Genomic DNA, 15,913 nt, shown 5'->3' with positions numbered 1-15,913 from the left:
AAACCGTGTATGCCGGGGCGAAAGGTTTGATTTGATTGGTGATATAGTTACTGCAGCCTGTAAAATACATACTGTTTTTAGCAGCTAATTTTATGGCTTTTTTTATCTGCGTAATGGTTGGCTCGCGCTGGTAGCTCATCAACTTTGGCATGCGCAACGGTAACAATGCCGAAAGATACGCCAGCCTCCCAAAACTATGAACAACGTTCGGTTGGTTTATTAATAGTTTGCTTACCAAAAGCGAGTTTTTAACTAACGCCGTTTTAGTTTGGCCAATTGCGGGATAAGCATAAAAATGATCTGCTGAAGTGATAGAATTGCGATGTGCAAACAACGTAATTTCATGTCCGTTTTTTTTTAACCCTTTAATCAGCAAGTCTATTACCCTTTCAATTCCACCATAATGAGTTGGCGGAACAGGGATTTCGGGATCGGCAACGAGGGCAATTTTCATAGCTTCCCATAAATCTCCACCATTTCTTCAGCCAATTTATTTACAGAGCGATTTATTGGTTCGATATGATTAAGGAGCTTACCTTCTAATTTTTGTGTGATAAAAGAAGCAATGAGTGAACCCAAATATTTCTCGTCCTGACGAGGAAATAACCAGCCATTTTTTCCTTCCGAAATTAGTTCTGCAATCCCGCCCAAATCACTTCCCAAAACTGGAACCCCTTGTGCCAATGATTCATAAACTACAAAAGGGCCAGTTTCTGACACTTGTGAAGGAACACAAAGGATATCAAGTTCCTGTAAAAAACTATTGATATTTTCATTTGGAAGGTTTTCTGTCCAAGTTGCATACGGTAAAGATTCTACGTGCTGTTTTTGCTGCCGGTAATAATCTAATTCTGTTAAAGTTGGGATTACTGCAATTTTAAGTTCAAGTTGATCGGTTGGAACATATTTTAACGACGATAGTAAAACATGTAAACCTTTTACCGCTGTTGCCCTGCCAATAAAACCGATTATAAGTTTGTCTGATTTTTGCTTTATTTCCGAAGGCGTTTTTTGAATAGTTACCGCTTGCCTGCACAAACTTATTTGCTGGTTAGGAAATCCATTTTTGATAAAAACATCGCGTTGCCAATTGCTTACCACAACCAATTGGTCAATTGCATTGCGAAGCTTTTGCAGTTCGTTTTGTTTGTGTTTAACAACCTGGGCTGTATTATTTGGGAAATTTATAAACCGCATTAACATTGCCGTAGGATTACAAAAAGGTTCAGGAACCTTTCGCAATTGCAAGTAACAACTTAAACACTTTTGTTCTTCTACTTTTCCGTCACATACAAACTTTCCCATTTGCATTAAAGTTCCGCGGATACAAGTGTGCGAAGCAATATGCGAAGTAAGAACAGTTTTAAAACCCGCTTGCTTTGCTGCTATAATATGATCGGCACCGATGGAAGTGGTTAATGTATGAAAGTGGATTACATCTGGTTTGATTTTGCAAATTGCATTTGTAAAACTTTCAGTATTGTCGGCAGGTTTATCTCCGTTAATTACTTCAGTCCGAAAATCTTGGTTAAAAGGGATATATGCAATGTTTATACCTCTGTAAGTATCAGATTTTTTATCACCATCAAATACGCTTAATACATTTACTTCATGTTCATACTCTTGAAGGATTGTAGCAAGGTTATAAACATACAACTCAGTTCCGCCTGAGCTTTGCGGATAAAAATATTCTGTTACCAACAGTATCTTCAAATTATAACTTTCTTTTTAAAGCAGCTAATCTTTCGGCGTTTCGATAGCCAAAAAATCGGCTTGTTACTTTTAGCGACAGAGATTTTTCAGGGATATAATTTGGCTCGATTTCCAAAAGCAAATCAATTGCCTGTATAAAAAGATTTTGATTGAGTATTGAAAATTCATGGATGCAATATCTTAAAACTTCAATCAATGCGTTCTTTTTCTCAGGATTACTTTCCAAATTTTTTTTCCAAATCAAATAAACTTCGGTAGCATTTACAAAACAATCTTTTACAAAAGCCAAGTTGCTGCGCTGCGACAAAGATTGACTTTGATGGATGCGGTACTTTGCTTGTAGACCGGGCGTGTACACCAATTTTCCACCCATAAAAACAGCATCCAAAAAATAACGTGCATCCTGGATAACGGGCAAAGTTTCACTCCAGCAAATTTTTTCTGCAATTTTTCTGGAATACAACATAGCGCAAGGTGGCCGCCAAAAGCTTTTGAAGATTTCAATTTCAGGATTGCCTTGAATATCACCTTTCACTATTTCTTTAACTGTTAATCTGCCATCTTCTGCGGTAAATTTTTCAAAATCTCCATAAGCAATATCCGCATCTTGTGCCATCATAGCTTCTGCCTGTTGCTGGATTTTTCCAGGCAACAACAAATCATCGCTGTCTAAATATTGGATGTATTGTCCGGCTGAGTTTTCGAAACCTTTTTGCCTTGCCGCACTTGCACCCGCATTTACTTGGGTGATAATACGGCAAGCATCTTTGTATTTATTTAGGATAGTTGCAGTTCCATCGGTAGAGCCATCATTTACCACGATTATTTCAATCTTAAATAAACCGGATTGTTGTGCCAATGCCGATTTCAAGGTTGCGGCAATTGTTTTTGCGGCATTAAATGCAGGAATGATGATGGAAATATGCAAATTATCTTTTAAGGATTGATTTTAGTTTGATTACCAAACGGCTTAAAATGCTTCTTTTGAACCATTGTTTGTGTAAATAAGAGAGCTGGTAAGAACAGAAAACCGGAGTAGGCGATTTAATGATGTATTGATACCACAAATCATCATAAGTGTTTGGTGCGCGTGCTGGCGCTTTGTCTAATTTCCAAGGTTTTTCGTGGCCAGTACAATGCAAAAAAGCCTGTGGGCGAAAGTTGCCGATATGAAAAAAAGGGTTTGTTTGTGTACCGGTACCAAACCAATCTGGCAGTTCGATAACACACATTTGTTCAGTTGGCAAAAATTGTAAGATTGCATTTAAAGTATCCTGGTCGCTCAATGGTAGTTTTGGGTTACTAAACAAGTACCCTTCTAAATCTAAATGTTCTAAGTTGAGTTGGTTCCAGTCTTTTAATATCCAACTATGACATGACATACATCCGGCAAAAAAGCCGGCGTTATAATACCAATATGTAGGTTTTGAAATACTGTTTTTAGAGGGATAAATTTCTTGCCAATAATGTCTTCGCACTTCATGCTCTGCAACTATCCCATCAATACAACCAAAAAATTTATTTTGCTTAATCCGCTTTTCAACTTCACGGATAAATTCGCCATCGTAAATGATAACATCTGCATCAAAATAAATAAAATACTCTGATGGTTGTGATAACAGCAAAACAGGTTTCAGGTTTGTTCCGTTCCAAGTAGAATTTATAATTACTTGTTTTACATTTTTTAAGCCTTCCAACTCTGCTAAATGTACGTTAGTGCCAACAATAACCAAATTGTTGATACCACAGGCACGCAACGAATTAATAAGTGCGAAGGCACCATATTTGTAATTACCTTTTGCGATTGTGTAAATTGTTGCCACGCTGCTGTTTGGTTAAACTAGTATAGGTTAATATTAATGGCAGAAAAAAACTTGTATTTAAGCCAATAGTAGGCAAAATAGAAAAAAAGGATTGGCGAAATATTCCACGCATGCCTGTAACTTTTAAAAAATATATTTTTTGTTTTATTAGTTAGCAATGATGTTTGTGCCCATACAGATGCCCATCCTTTTTTTTGTAAAAAAGTTAAGTTAATATCGAAATTGTTTTTTAAATATGACAATACCTTTAGCCCTTCTATTACAAAAAGCCCTTGCTGCGTTGAGGTTAAAGAAGTGCTGTTAATATGTTTTCTAAAAAAGTTCAATTTTAAAGGATAAAAGGCAACTTTCCCTTTTAATATGATACTGCACCACAAAAGCCAATCATAGGCAGTTTTATAGTTATTGGCTTGCGAAAGAATTTCTTCTTGTAATGTTTCCCTTTTAAAAACAACCGCGCTGGCATTAACGATTGCCGGACTGCTTGTCATTTTTTGCCTTACAAATGTTTCACCTTCAAACACCTCGATTTTTTGCTGAGTAAACTTCGTAATTTTCCTCCATTCAGATTCTTCACGTTCAGAATCAGTATAAGCAAGTACTAATTGAGGATTTGATTGTAAAATAGGGATCAAAGTTTCCAAGAAATTAAGCCGGGCAATATCATCGCTTTCTGCAATCCAAATATATTTTCCGTTTGCAAGTTCAAGCCCTTTTTTCCATTGCAAAAATGGGCTTCCACTATTTTTTTCATTAAAAACTACGTGCTTAACTTGTACATGTGTTTGGTATGCTCTAATTAAGCCATTACTACAGTCTGTTGAAGCATCATCCAGGATAATAATTTCAAAATTAGTATAAGTTTGGTTTAATATAGACTCTAGCCTATCTTTTAAAAAGGAACAATGGTTATAATTGGGGACAATAATGGAAACTAATGTTTCCAAAATATTTTTTTTAAAAGACGAAACGGTTTAAACAATAGTCTACCTAAACGGTATTCTTTAGATTGCTGATAAAATAGGATGTTGTCGCGGAGTAGTTTTACTTCTGAATACAAATCCATCGGAGGTGGTAAATGGTTTCGGTATACGCTGGAACTGGATAGGAAAACATCCCATTTTGTTTGTTGATATTGCCCATTTATTAATCGCTTAACCATGGATTGCTCTTTAATTCTATAAAAGAAAAGAATTTCCGAAAGTTGTAATACATGGGAATTAGGATTTAACATTCGTAACCATAGATCCCAATCTTCCCAACCATTTTTTAGTGATTCATTATATCCTTTTGCTTTGATAAAATTTTCCTTTTTAAAAATAGCACTACAAAATATCGAATTGTGGGTAAGGAGTCTTTCATAAGTATAAGGCCCTAAATTCCACTTTCCAGTTTTTTCACCAAAGAAATCAGCTTTGCAGTAAACTAAATCTAAAGTACTATTCTTACCAAAAGCACTTATAGCGAGTTGTAAATAATCTTTGTGGATACGATCATCTGCATCTAAAGGTAAAATCAACTCTCCTGATGCTTCTTTTATACCTGCATTTCTTGCACTTGATAAGCCACCGTTTTCTTTTTTAAGATATTTAAACCGCTTATCTTGTAAGCAAAAATTTAATGCAATATCAGCAGTGTCATCAGGTGATCCATCATCAACGATAATACATTCCCAGTTTTCGTACGTTTGTTTCCATACGCTTTCTAATGCTTCAAGTAAATATTGCGCCTGTTTATAGCAAGGAACAATCACAGATATAATTGAGGTATTTATGGTTTGCGAAAAAGCCATAGCTGATAAACCGGTATTGGTTCAATATCTGTTTTAGGAGGAATAGAAAGACGTTTTTTATTTAATACTTTATAATTGGAAAATAGCGATTGTACTTGATGTTCCGAGAGCCAATCTTCTACAGGTTGATTTGGATTGGTATATTGTTGCCATTCGCTTAATGCTTCTTGACGTGGTGTTGTTAAAATAATTGAACCGCCTGGCTTTAATAAAAGAAAGATTTTTTTTACAAAGCTGTCTTTTTGTAAATCTGGTATATGTTCTATCACCTCAGAACAAACAATTAAATCGTACTGTAATTGTTGTTCCAAAAGTTCATCTGCTGTTTGGCATCGAATATCTAATACAGGGAAAAGTGTTTTTGCATATTTTACTACCTTTTTAACAGGTTCAATTCCGGTTATTTCCCCATAAGTGGAGCAAAGGTTGGTTAACCATCCACGTCCGCAACCAATATCTAAAATCTGAAATTTTAAGCGGTTATGGTGAGTAATATTTTCAATTATATGTTCTTCTATAAAGCTTCGGACAATTAGCCAGCGTTGCCATTCTTCTAAGTTTGGAAATGGTTTATTCCAGTCTGATGTATGGATGAATAACTTTTCATAATAATCCTGTTCGTTATCAATCTTGGATAAAGATAGCTTGTTTTTTAATTTACTAATTAACTCACTAATACTCATATTGGATTTTTTATAGTACTATTTAAATATAAAAACATAAAATAAGGTTGATAAAAGAAGCATGATACTTTGAAGTTATTTAACAACAAAATGCAAAGCAATTATTTTAGACCAATGCACCTTATCCACCAAAAAACCTTGTGCAAAAGAAGCAATACTTTTGTTTTTGCTGATTTGAAGCTTATCCGTTAACGCAGATTTTTTCAGCCATTTTTGCAACGGAAAAGAAAAGCCCATCTTTTGACGGTTCCAAATTTCTTCAGGCAATAAATCCTGGTAACTTTTGATCAATAAACCTTTGGCCAACTTTTTATCAAAGCGTAAGTTTGGATGGATGCTATTGACACCAATTAAAAATTCATAATCTAAAAAAGGCATCCTAATTTCGATGCCGTGCTGCATGCTCATCGCATCGGCATCGCGCAGCAACTGGTTTTTCATGTAAATATCCTGTTCCAAATTTGCAGTAAACAGATCAGTGTTTTTTTCCTGATTTGTTAGATGTTTAAATCGGGAAATTTTTTGCCATACTTCTTTTACCGGTATATTTAAGATGGCTGCAATTTGTTTCGGTGCAAAGTAACCACGCAAAGCCAAATAATATCCAAGATGGCATCGAAGTGATAAATAAGCTAATTTTTGATAACTAGCATTTGGCAAATATTGAAACAATTTTAAAGCGGATTTCGGTAACAACTGGCTTAACTTTTTTAAAAACCGAATTCTTTTAAATGATGGATAGCCGCCAAACAATTCATCGCCGCCTAAACCAGAAAGTACGGCTTTTAAACCTTGTGCCTTTGCTAATTTGGCAACCAGCCAAGTGTTAATTCCATCGGCGGATGGCTGGTCCATCGCTTTTAATATCTCAGTTGATTGTTCTTGAAAAGTTTGTTCGGTAATTTGTTCAGAAGAATGCTTGCTGCCCAACTTTTTCACCATGATTTGCTGAAATTTGGATTCATCAAAACCAGCATCATCAAACGTTAAAGAAAGTGTTTGTAAACCGGCACCTTTAAACTTGGATGCTTCCAATGCAACTATGCCCGAATCAATTCCGCCGCTTAAAAACACGCCAATGGGTGCATCTGCAATTAAATGTCGGTTTACGGATTCTTGAAACTTTTGTCGGATCAACTGTTTGGCTTCTTCTAAATTTGTAATTAAAGGCGAAGTTTTGGGTTGAAGATAAGTGCGGATTTTACAAGTTTCTGCCACAATGTCCCATTCCAGCAAACTGCCTTTTGGCAACATCAATACATCATTTAAAATCGTCATCGGTTCCGGGACAAAGCCAAAAGCTAAAAGCCAAATTTTCCAATCCGGATGATTTTGGGTAATATCAATAGCACGAAAAGCACGGATCTCCGAAGCAAAAAGCAGCTCCTTGTTTTTAATTTGATAATACAAAGGTTTCATACCGCTTTGGTCGCGCACTAAAAAAACCTTGTTTAAACGTTTATCAAATAAAGCAAAGGCAAACATGCCGTTAAAACGATGAAAAGCATTTGTGCCCCAAACTTCATAAGCAGCCAAAATAACTTCGGTGTCCGATTGTGTTTTAAATTGATAACCCAGACTTTGCAGTTCAATTTTTAGCTCCCGGTAATTATAAATTTCACCGTTAAAAGTGATGGTATAATTTTCAGTTGCATCTGTCATCGGCTGGTTGGCATCGGCAGAAAGGTCAATCAAAGCCAGCCTTCGGTGCCCAAAGCAAATGCTGTTTTTACCACCTAAAAATAAGCCTTTGCCATCTGGCCCGCCGTGTTGCATGGCCAAACACATCCGGCTAATTAAGTTGCGTTTTTCGTCGGCATGAATATTTAAAGAAACTAAACCAGCTATCCGGCACATAATTTTTTGGCTTTGCCGTTTTGATACAGCTTCGCCGCGTCAGTTACATTTTTGTTTTGCAACTGCTTGATTTTAAATTGTTTTTACCGCTTACAGTTTATCTACCAAAGCAGCGTGGGCATTTACCAAAATGGATTGCCCTAAGTTTTCTAAGCGGATAATTAACTGTTTTTGCGATTTGTAACTTACCATTTCGCCTGTCAAACCAATCAGCGGACCGGCTTTGATCACTACTTTTTCTCCCGGCGAAATATGGTCGGATGTAACCTCCAAATCCATTTCTGTTGACAAAAGCATTTGTATTTCGTTGATCTGCTGGTCGGGCATATTGGCAATCTTCCCCGATTGGTACAAGAAACGCGCAATGCCTTTCGTCATCAAAACCTCGGTTTGCTGTTTTTGAAAAATGCGCACAAACAAGTACGATTTAAACAGCGGTTCGCTTACCCATTTTTTGCGGTCGCTCCATTGTTTCAGCGTTTTTTGCAAGGGCAAATAAGCTTCGACCCCTTTTTGCAGGAGCAACTCGTAAGCCTGTTTTTCGGCTCTCGAATGTGTATAAACCGGGTACCATTTTGGCGATGCTTCTTTTAGCATAGTATTTTTAGTATTAAACGATCTTTTTAATCCAGCGGTTCAATTTCCACCAGCCGGGCGACGCGTCATCAGTGTAATAACCTGAACTTGCATAACCATTATAATCGTTGTAGTAATAGCCGCCCTGCTGGTTTTTGCTGCCCGAAGTGTAAATCCTGGAATGAAAGTTTTCTTCGGAATAAGCATTTAGCAAGATGACTGTGTTGTTCAATCCATATTTTCCGGTCAGTTGCTGCGGGATTTCGGCCGCATGAAAAGAAGATTTCCCGGCACGGATCACAAAAATATTAATGTCGCTGCCGCGGATAACCGGGATCGAATCCGAAACCAAACCAACCGGCGCGGTATCAATCATAATTACATCGTAATGAACTTTCAAATTCTCGATCAACAAGTTCATATTCGGGTGGTGCAATAGTTCGGATGGGTTTGGCGGGACAGGGCCGGAAGGGATAAAGTCAATATTTTCGTAAGCGGTTTTAAAAATGATTTGCTGTTGCTTAACCTGGTCGGACAGGTAATTGCTCAAGCCAATGTGGTTTTCCTGGTCAAAAACATAATGCAGTTTAGAGCGGCGTAAATCGGCTGCAATCAAAATTACTTTTTTGTTGATCAAAGCCAACGTGCTTGACAAATTTACGGCGATAAAAGATTTGCCTTCGCCCGCAACTTCCGAAGTAATGCAAATTACTTTGCTTGCTTTATCGGAAGCCATAAAACTCAAATTGGTACGAACGGAACGAACCGATTCGGCAAAAACAGATTTCGGTTTTGCCAGCGATAATATCTGTGTATTGTTCTCGTCCAGCTTGTACGGAAACTTCCGGATCATGCCGATCACCGGCACGTTGGTCAGGCTTTCAATTGTTTCTTTGTCATAAATGTACGGGTTCAATATCCGCAGCAACAAAATCAAACCTAAACCCAAAAGTAAGCCCAGCAAAATTGCTTTTTGGTTGATGCTGCTTGCATCGGGCGAAACCGGGTTAAAGTTCGCTTGTGCCGGTTCGATCACCGTTGCGCCGGCCAAAATTGAAGAACGGCTGATTTGCGCTTCCAACTTCTTTTCCGACAAAAAGGAATACACTTTTTCGTTGATCTCGAAATCGCGTTTCAAACTCACCATGTCGCGCTCGGCAGTTGGCAAAGCGGCAACTTGCTGGTTGGCCATTTGCAACTGGTTGTTTAAATAATTTAAAGTTGAACCGATGCGTTTTACAGAAGCATCAATATTGGCCAAAGCCGAATTGCGAACTTGTGCCAACTGAAGGTTTACTTCGTTTACCGGCTCAGAATTGTTGATGTACGTTTTTAGCAAAGCTGATTTTTCGGTCAGTAAAGTATTGTAGCGCAGCAGCAAACCATTCAGCAACGGGTCAACCGTTCCCTGCATGTTAAAATTTAAGTTGACCGCATTTTTTTCGTTGCTGATTTGCTGCTTCAATTGGTCAATCGCAATCAGTTGGATGTTGAGCAATGATTTTTGTGATTCCACTTCCTGCACTTTGCTTAACATTGTTGTGGCCGAGGAACTTACATCAAAAACTTTAGCGCTCTTTTTATAGCTTTCTAAAGATTTTTCGGATGATTTTACCTGTTTGGAAAGGTAATCCAACTGGTTGTCAATAAAACTAATGATCTGCGAAGCCGATTGCATTTTGCGGTTCTTGTCAAAATCCAAATACTCTTTCATCAAAGCATTTAAAATATCGGCGGCAAATTGCGGGTTCGGATCGGTTTCTTCCAAACTAACTACGTTGGAATTTTTGATGATCTCGTTCACATTTAAACCGGCAGAAACGCGTGGGTAAAAATCTTCGGGCGAATTAAATTTAAACTGATAAGCCGAATTTACCGCAAAACGCGTGTTGTTTGGATGGATGACAAAGCTTGTTTTACCAATGCTGATTGGCTGGTTATAAGCACATACTGTTTTTACCGCATGATTTTCAGTATTGTAAGTGAGCAAAAATCTGTTTGGGTTGATGGCCTGAAAAGTGATCAAATCTTTATAAAGCGAGGCGCTGTCTTCCTGCAAAATCTCTACCGCCAAAGGTTTGTTGGGATAAGTTTCGTACTTGCGGATGCGGCCGGCAATAAAAAAACTCACCTTATAATCTAAATCTTTAACCGCATTAATAATCAAACCGCGGCTTTTGATAACGTAACTTTCGCTTTGTACTTTGGCAGCGGCGCGGTCGGCATTGTTCATCACGCTAACCAATTCAGAAATTTCCGATTTTTTTTCATCAAATTTCATCACCGCGCTCGTGGCGTATTGCTTCGGTGTGTACCATAAATACAAGCGCGCCAGGGCAAAACAAAGCAAAACGGCAAAAACAACCAAATACCATCGGCTTAAAACAACACGGAACAGCCGGTTATAATTGATACGGTCGTTCGGTTTTTGTAAAATTGGGCCGAGGGCTTCCTGCATTTATTTTTTGGTAAGCGTGTAGATGATGAGTGCCGTGTTCAGAAAAACCAAAGCTGCCTGTACAATAGTAGAAACGTTTTGCATAGATTCGTTGCGGACGGTGCGCTTGTTTTGGGAAACATAAATAATATCGCCATTTTGCAGGTTTAAATCCAGCTTTGCCAGCGTTTTAATGTTGTTCAAATCGGCCACAATTACCTGCGGGTTTGCTTTATCGCCGCGGATAATTTGTATCGTTTTTTCGTTTGCTTTGTCGGTTAGCCCGCCTGCTTCGCCAATCATATCTACCAGGTTTGTTTTATCTTTTAGCAACAAGTAATTGCCTTGTGTACGCACTTCGCCCAAAATAGTTACTTTTAGATTAATAATTTTAAGGTCAATAATAGGATCTTTTAACAGGCTCGATTTGTACAGTTCTTCGATTTTTCGGGCGGCCTGCAACTTGGTCAGCCCGGCAACAGCAATACGGCCCAAAGCGGGCAGGGCAACTGTTCCGTCTTCTTCCACCTGATAATTGGGCGCTTGTGTAGCAACTGCCGAACCGGTTTGTTCTTCGGCAATGTATTTTATATTTTGCAGGTTCCGTATCTGGAGCAAATCGCCGGGGCAGATTTTGTAAGTTGGATAAACAGGATTCGGCACAGTGGCAACCGGTTGCGGCACATCGGTTTTAAACAAAGCGTGCTGCTGCTTGTAAGCACAGGAAGACAAAAAAAATAGGGCTAAAAACAGTATCGGCTTTATGCGGCAGGGCAATATGGTTTTCATAAATATCGGTTAAACTATTAGTTAAAATTTATAATGGCAAATATTTTTAACAATATTATTTTTCTTTGTATACTTTGCTAAATGAAGGTCTCGGTTATCACGGTTTGCTACAACGCAGTTTCTACCATCGAATCCTCTATCCATTCTGTGATGGAACAGGATTACGAAGATGTGGAGTATTTGGTTATAGATGGCGGGTCGAAAGATGGAACCGTTGACCTGATTAAACAATACCTTCCCCATATCCATCACTTTATTTCTGAACCTGACCACGGGATTTATGATGCTTTAAACAAAGGCATTGCAAAGGCAAGCGGCGATATTATAGGTGTGCTGCATGCCAATGATTGCTTTGCAGGGCGAAACACATTGCGCATTGTTGCCGATAATTTTAAGGAAAAACAGGTTGACGCTGTTTATGGAAACCTGGTTTTTTTGAACGAAAAGCAGCAAATTGTGCGTAAATGGCTGTCAAAACCTTGTAAACGCACTTTACTGGAGCTTGGTTGGATGCCGCCGCACCCGGCTTTGTTCATCAAAAAAGAGGTTTATAACCGCTTTGGCAATTATCGCCTGGATTTCGGCACAGCGGCAGATTATGAACTGATACTTAGATTTTTTTACCGCCATCGCATCAAAACCCACCATGTTGACCATGTTTTTATAAAAATGTTAACTGGCGGAATAAGTAACAAAAGCATTTTAAACCACGTAATAGGAAACATCAACGATTTTAAGGCTATGAAAATGCACCGTTTGCGGGCACCTTTTGTAGCAGTAATATTAAAGCCGTTGCAAAAAATATTTCAGTTTTTAGGATAAAATATTAATTATAAATTAATATTATTGTCTTTGAAAAAAATATTAATGTGGTTATGATGTTTCCAGCGGTTTATTATTTGCTTGTTGTAGCAATATCTTTTCTGTTTGTGTTGGTAATTATGCCCTCGGTTATCCGTGTGGCTCAACAATACCAACTTTTCGATGACCATACACTTTCCCGCAAAGACCATGGTTATGGCATACCGCGTTTGGGCGGCGTTGCTTTTTTTATCAGCATCGTTTTAACTTCTTTATTTTTGATTGCCAAAGATGCAACCGCTATGCCTATGTACGAGCTTTACGCTGCCGGTACAATTATGTTTATGGCCGGTTTAAAAGACGATCTCTCGGGCATGCGCTGCCGTAGTAAATTAGCTGTACAAGCAATTGTTAGTTTAATCATTACCGTTCCCGGCAACATCCGTATTACCAACTTGCATGGTGTGTTTAATATCAGCCAGTTAAGTTACTTAGAAAGTGTGTTTTTCTCCGCGTTTGTCATCATGTTTATCATTAATTCCTTTAACCTGATTGATGGGATTGACGGGCTTGCAGGTACGTTAGGTGTAATCGCCTGCGGGGCATTTGCCTATTATTTTATGCTTGCAGGAGAAGTTAGTTTAGCAAAGCTTGCGCTGTCTGCCGCTGCCGCACTGCTTGCTTTTTTAGGTTACAACTATTCGCCTTCTAAAGTTTTTATGGGCGATTGCGGCTCGTTGGTGCTTGGGTTAATTTGCGCTGTTTTTGCCATCAAATTTATAGCGATAAACGAAGCATCTTCTTTTTACAGTATTCATGCGGCCCCTGCTTTTGCAGTTGCCGTACTTATTGTCCCAACGTTTGATACTTTATCGGTCATCGCCATCCGTATCGCTAACAAAAAATCCCCTTTCAAACCCGATCGTAACCACATCCATCACCGTTTGTTACGCTTAGGTTTAAGCCATATCCAAACCACTTCCATTCTGGCAGCAGTCAATATCGTTTTTATTGCGTTGGCATTTGTTTTAAAAGAAGCGGATAACCAATTACTCTTGTTGCTTTTTGCCGGGATTTTTATCGTTTTAAATGCTTGCTTAACATTGGTTCTTCATTTAAAAACAAAACAAGCCTTTCCTGCCGGCAATTTAATAAGTTAACGCTTTTGCTTCATCTTTAATAACTTTGTGCCGATAAAAAAAGCATAAAGATGAAAATTGCAGTTAACGGTTTTGGGCGGATTGGACGCGTTTTTTTAAGGAACATTTTACGCCATCCGGATATTGAAGTAGTTGCCATAAACGATCTGGCCGATACCAAAACGCTGGCCCATCTTTTTAAATACGATTCCGTTCACCGCGGTTTTAAAGGCGAGGTTAAGTTTGATGAAAACCGTTTGATCATCAATAACAAAAGCATCCGGGTTTTTCGCGAAGCAGATCCGCTGCAACTTCCCTGGAAAGCTTTGGAAATAGATTTGGTGATCGAATCAACGGGAAAATTTATCACCGAAGCCAAAGCAGCTCTGCATTTGCAGGCAGGGGCAAAGCAAGTCATCATTTCGGCGCCTTCTCCCGATAAAAATATCCCAACCGTAATTCTCGGCGTTAATGACGATACGATTGATTTGAGTTCGCCCATTCTTTCCAACGCTTCCTGCACCACCAACAATGTGGCGCCCATGCTGAAAATTTTGGATGATAACTGGGAGGTGCAGGACGGTTACATCACCACCGTGCATTCCATGACGAGCGACCAAAACCTGCACGACGCGCCGCATAAAGATCTGCGCCGGGCACGTGCCGCTTCCAGCTCCATCATCCCAACCACAACCGGCGCGGCAAAAGCGGTAACCAATGTTTTTCCGCATTTGGAAGGCAAGCTGGGCGGCGCCGGCATCCGTGTTCCGGTTCTAAACGGTTCGTTAACCGATTTTACCTGCACGTTGAAAAAGCCGGCAACCGTGAAAGAAATCAATGCCGCATTTTTAAAAGCTTCGCAAGGCTTTCTTAAAAATATTTTAGAATACACCGAAGACCCGATTGTTTCTGTTGATATTTTGGATAACCCGCACAGTTGCATTTTTGATGCACAGTTAACTTCTATCGTGGGCAGCTTGGTTAAAGTTGTTGGTTGGTACGACAACGAAATGGGTTACTCCAGCCGGTTGGCAGATTTGGTGGCGAAAATTGCCCTGCTAAAAGAAGTATATTAAACCAAAAAAAGGAGCCGGAATTACCCGCGCCCCCTTTCCGAATCAATCAAAAAATAAAAGGCTTTATTCTCCGATCCAGGTTTATAATTGGTATTTGGTTTTCGATTAAAGCACCAGGCGTAATTTGGTTTGCGGGAATTCTTTGAACCGAAGTTCCTGTTGTACAGGTGCTTCTTTTTGGATATGGATTTTATAATACGCCATTCCTTTTTTGGTGATGGAAGCCGCAACTTTCAAATATTTGGTGTCGCTTATTTTTTTTGCCTGCATAAACAATTCAACATCGCCGTGCAGTTCAATCAAGCCTTTTTTGTACAGTTCGTTTACCAAAACAGATTGGTATTTGCCGAAAAAGAAAGTAATGCTCCAAATCATAAAAGGGTTGATGATATCCGTGTTGCGGTTAGGAACAGGGTTGTTCAGGATCATTTTGATGATTTTATCGCGTAATGGAGTGATGGTAAACATAGCTTTATCGTTTTGTTGTTCTGTTGAGGAATAGCCAATAAAAATGCCAAAGCGGTTTCAGCAAAACCAAAAACCAGCGGATGCTTCTTTTACCACATAAAAATTGGTGTGGTGCCAATACTTTTTTCGTTCCGAAGAAACAACCCGGTTCTGTTATATTTGAACTTTTCAGGCGTAAAAACAGCATTTCAAGCATAAAAATCAACACAACCAACAAAAAATATGATCAAATTTATACCGGTAAAAGAAGTATTGGCCATCAGAAATGATGTGCTGCGCGAAGGAAAATTAACTTTGGACGAATGCCGTTTTCCATCCGATCTAAACGAAGGCGCTTTCCATCTGGGGAATTTTGAGGAAAATTTGCTCACATCCATTGCCTCGTTCCATCCGCAAAATGTGGAAGGCCACATCGGCAAAGGTTATCAGTTGCGCGGCATGGCCACAGTTCCGGCTTTTCAGGGAAAAGGAAAAGGCAACCAACTGCTCAATTTTGCCATTGTTTATTTACGCGGCCAACAGATCAATTACTTATGGTGCAACGCACGCAAAGTTGCGCTTAACTTTTATAAAGGCATCGGTTTTGAAATTATTTCGGATGAATTTGACGTTCCCGGCATCGGCCCGCACCACATGATGTACCTTAAAATCCGCTGATACTGTTTTTACCGGCATAAAAACAGCATCGGCAAAAAGGCGTTGTTATCAGCGTAGCTAAACTTAACATCAATTTTGTACTTTTCCAACCTTAACCCATTT

The 15,913-nt window shown here is 38.9% G+C and carries 16 protein-coding genes; 4 read left to right on the top strand and 12 right to left on the bottom strand.

All coding sequences use genetic code 11. From position 1 onward, the window contains the following. The 11 genes from Q0192_RS10015 to Q0192_RS09965 form a co-directional block, all read right to left on the bottom strand. Window positions 1-454, bottom strand: a 454-nt coding sequence (locus Q0192_RS10015) for a glycosyltransferase (RefSeq protein WP_299289343.1), incomplete at its 3' end; no start/stop codon positions are given. Next, complete coding sequence (locus Q0192_RS10010) at window positions 451-1,713, bottom strand: glycosyltransferase (RefSeq protein ID WP_299289342.1); 1,263 nt, start codon at window positions 1,711-1,713, stop codon at window positions 451-453. The genes Q0192_RS10015 and Q0192_RS10010, both read right to left, overlap by 4 nt. A 1-nt stretch (window position 1,714) precedes the next feature. Further along, window positions 1,715-2,641 (bottom strand): glycosyltransferase family 2 protein, encoded by a 927-nt coding sequence (locus Q0192_RS10005; RefSeq protein ID WP_299289341.1) that lies wholly within the window; start codon window positions 2,639-2,641, stop codon window positions 1,715-1,717. A gap of 1 nt (window position 2,642) precedes the next feature. Next, window positions 2,643-3,536, bottom strand: coding sequence for a hypothetical protein (locus tag Q0192_RS10000; RefSeq protein WP_299289340.1), 894 nt, complete (start codon window positions 3,534-3,536; stop codon window positions 2,643-2,645). Between the two features lie 17 nt (window positions 3,537-3,553). Beyond that, complete coding sequence (locus Q0192_RS09995; RefSeq protein ID WP_299289339.1) at window positions 3,554-4,483, bottom strand: glycosyltransferase; 930 nt, start codon at window positions 4,481-4,483, stop codon at window positions 3,554-3,556. Then, on the bottom strand, window positions 4,471-5,328 hold the full coding sequence (locus Q0192_RS09990; protein ID WP_299289338.1) for a glycosyltransferase family A protein: 858 nt from the start codon (window positions 5,326-5,328) through the stop codon (window positions 4,471-4,473). The genes Q0192_RS09995 and Q0192_RS09990 overlap by 13 nt, the downstream gene beginning before the upstream one ends. Beyond that, entirely contained in the window at window positions 5,307-6,011 is a 705-nt protein-coding gene (locus Q0192_RS09985; protein ID WP_299289337.1) for a methyltransferase domain-containing protein, read from the bottom strand. The genes Q0192_RS09990 and Q0192_RS09985 overlap by 22 nt, the downstream gene beginning before the upstream one ends. Before the next feature lie 75 nt (window positions 6,012-6,086). Next, window positions 6,087-7,868, bottom strand: coding sequence for an asparagine synthase (glutamine-hydrolyzing) (gene asnB / locus Q0192_RS09980; protein WP_299289336.1), 1,782 nt, complete (start codon window positions 7,866-7,868; stop codon window positions 6,087-6,089). Between the two features lie 90 nt (window positions 7,869-7,958). Next, window positions 7,959-8,465: a UpxY family transcription antiterminator gene (locus Q0192_RS09975; protein ID WP_299289335.1), complete on the bottom strand. Its 507-nt coding sequence runs from the start codon at window positions 8,463-8,465 to the stop codon at window positions 7,959-7,961. Between the two features lie 13 nt (window positions 8,466-8,478). After that, window positions 8,479-10,902, bottom strand: coding sequence for a tyrosine-protein kinase family protein (locus Q0192_RS09970; protein WP_299289334.1), 2,424 nt, complete (start codon window positions 10,900-10,902; stop codon window positions 8,479-8,481). Next, window positions 10,903-11,670 carry a polysaccharide biosynthesis/export family protein gene (locus Q0192_RS09965; protein ID WP_299289333.1) on the bottom strand — a complete coding sequence of 256 codons (768 nt, stop codon included), beginning with the start codon at window positions 11,668-11,670 and terminating at the stop codon, window positions 10,903-10,905. Window positions 11,671-11,751: 81 nt separating this feature from the next. Here Q0192_RS09965 and Q0192_RS09960 point away from each other — a divergent pair, with 81 nt between their 5' ends. Genes Q0192_RS09960 through gap form a run of 3 tightly spaced genes read left to right on the top strand, consistent with a single transcriptional unit; the run spans window position 11,752 to window position 14,686 of the window. Beyond that, window positions 11,752-12,492, top strand: coding sequence for a glycosyltransferase family 2 protein (locus tag Q0192_RS09960; protein WP_299289332.1), 741 nt, complete (start codon window positions 11,752-11,754; stop codon window positions 12,490-12,492). Window positions 12,493-12,545: 53 nt separating this feature from the next. Further along, complete coding sequence (locus Q0192_RS09955; protein WP_299289331.1) at window positions 12,546-13,631, top strand: MraY family glycosyltransferase; 1,086 nt, start codon at window positions 12,546-12,548, stop codon at window positions 13,629-13,631. Window positions 13,632-13,681: 50 nt separating this feature from the next. Next, a complete protein-coding gene (gene gap, locus Q0192_RS09950; protein WP_299289330.1) occupies window positions 13,682-14,686 on the top strand; it encodes a type I glyceraldehyde-3-phosphate dehydrogenase in 1,005 nt (334 codons plus the stop codon). A gap of 105 nt (window positions 14,687-14,791) precedes the next feature. On the opposite strand, the gene Q0192_RS09945 is transcribed toward gap, so the two are convergent. Further along, window positions 14,792-15,154 (bottom strand): hypothetical protein, encoded by a 363-nt coding sequence (locus Q0192_RS09945; RefSeq protein ID WP_299289329.1) that lies wholly within the window; start codon window positions 15,152-15,154, stop codon window positions 14,792-14,794. 222 nt (window positions 15,155-15,376) lie between these two features. On the opposite strand from Q0192_RS09945, the gene Q0192_RS09940 reads away from it, so the two are divergent. Further along, a complete protein-coding gene (locus Q0192_RS09940; protein WP_299289328.1) occupies window positions 15,377-15,811 on the top strand; it encodes a GNAT family N-acetyltransferase in 435 nt (144 codons plus the stop codon). The last annotated feature ends 102 nt before the right edge of the window (window positions 15,812-15,913 follow it).

Source organism: uncultured Mucilaginibacter sp. (assembly GCF_937859865.1).
Classification (GTDB): domain Bacteria; phylum Bacteroidota; class Bacteroidia; order Sphingobacteriales; family Sphingobacteriaceae; genus Mucilaginibacter_A.
The sequence above is the reverse complement of the archived record's forward strand: the minus strand, read 5'-3'. Positions and strand labels throughout refer to the sequence as shown.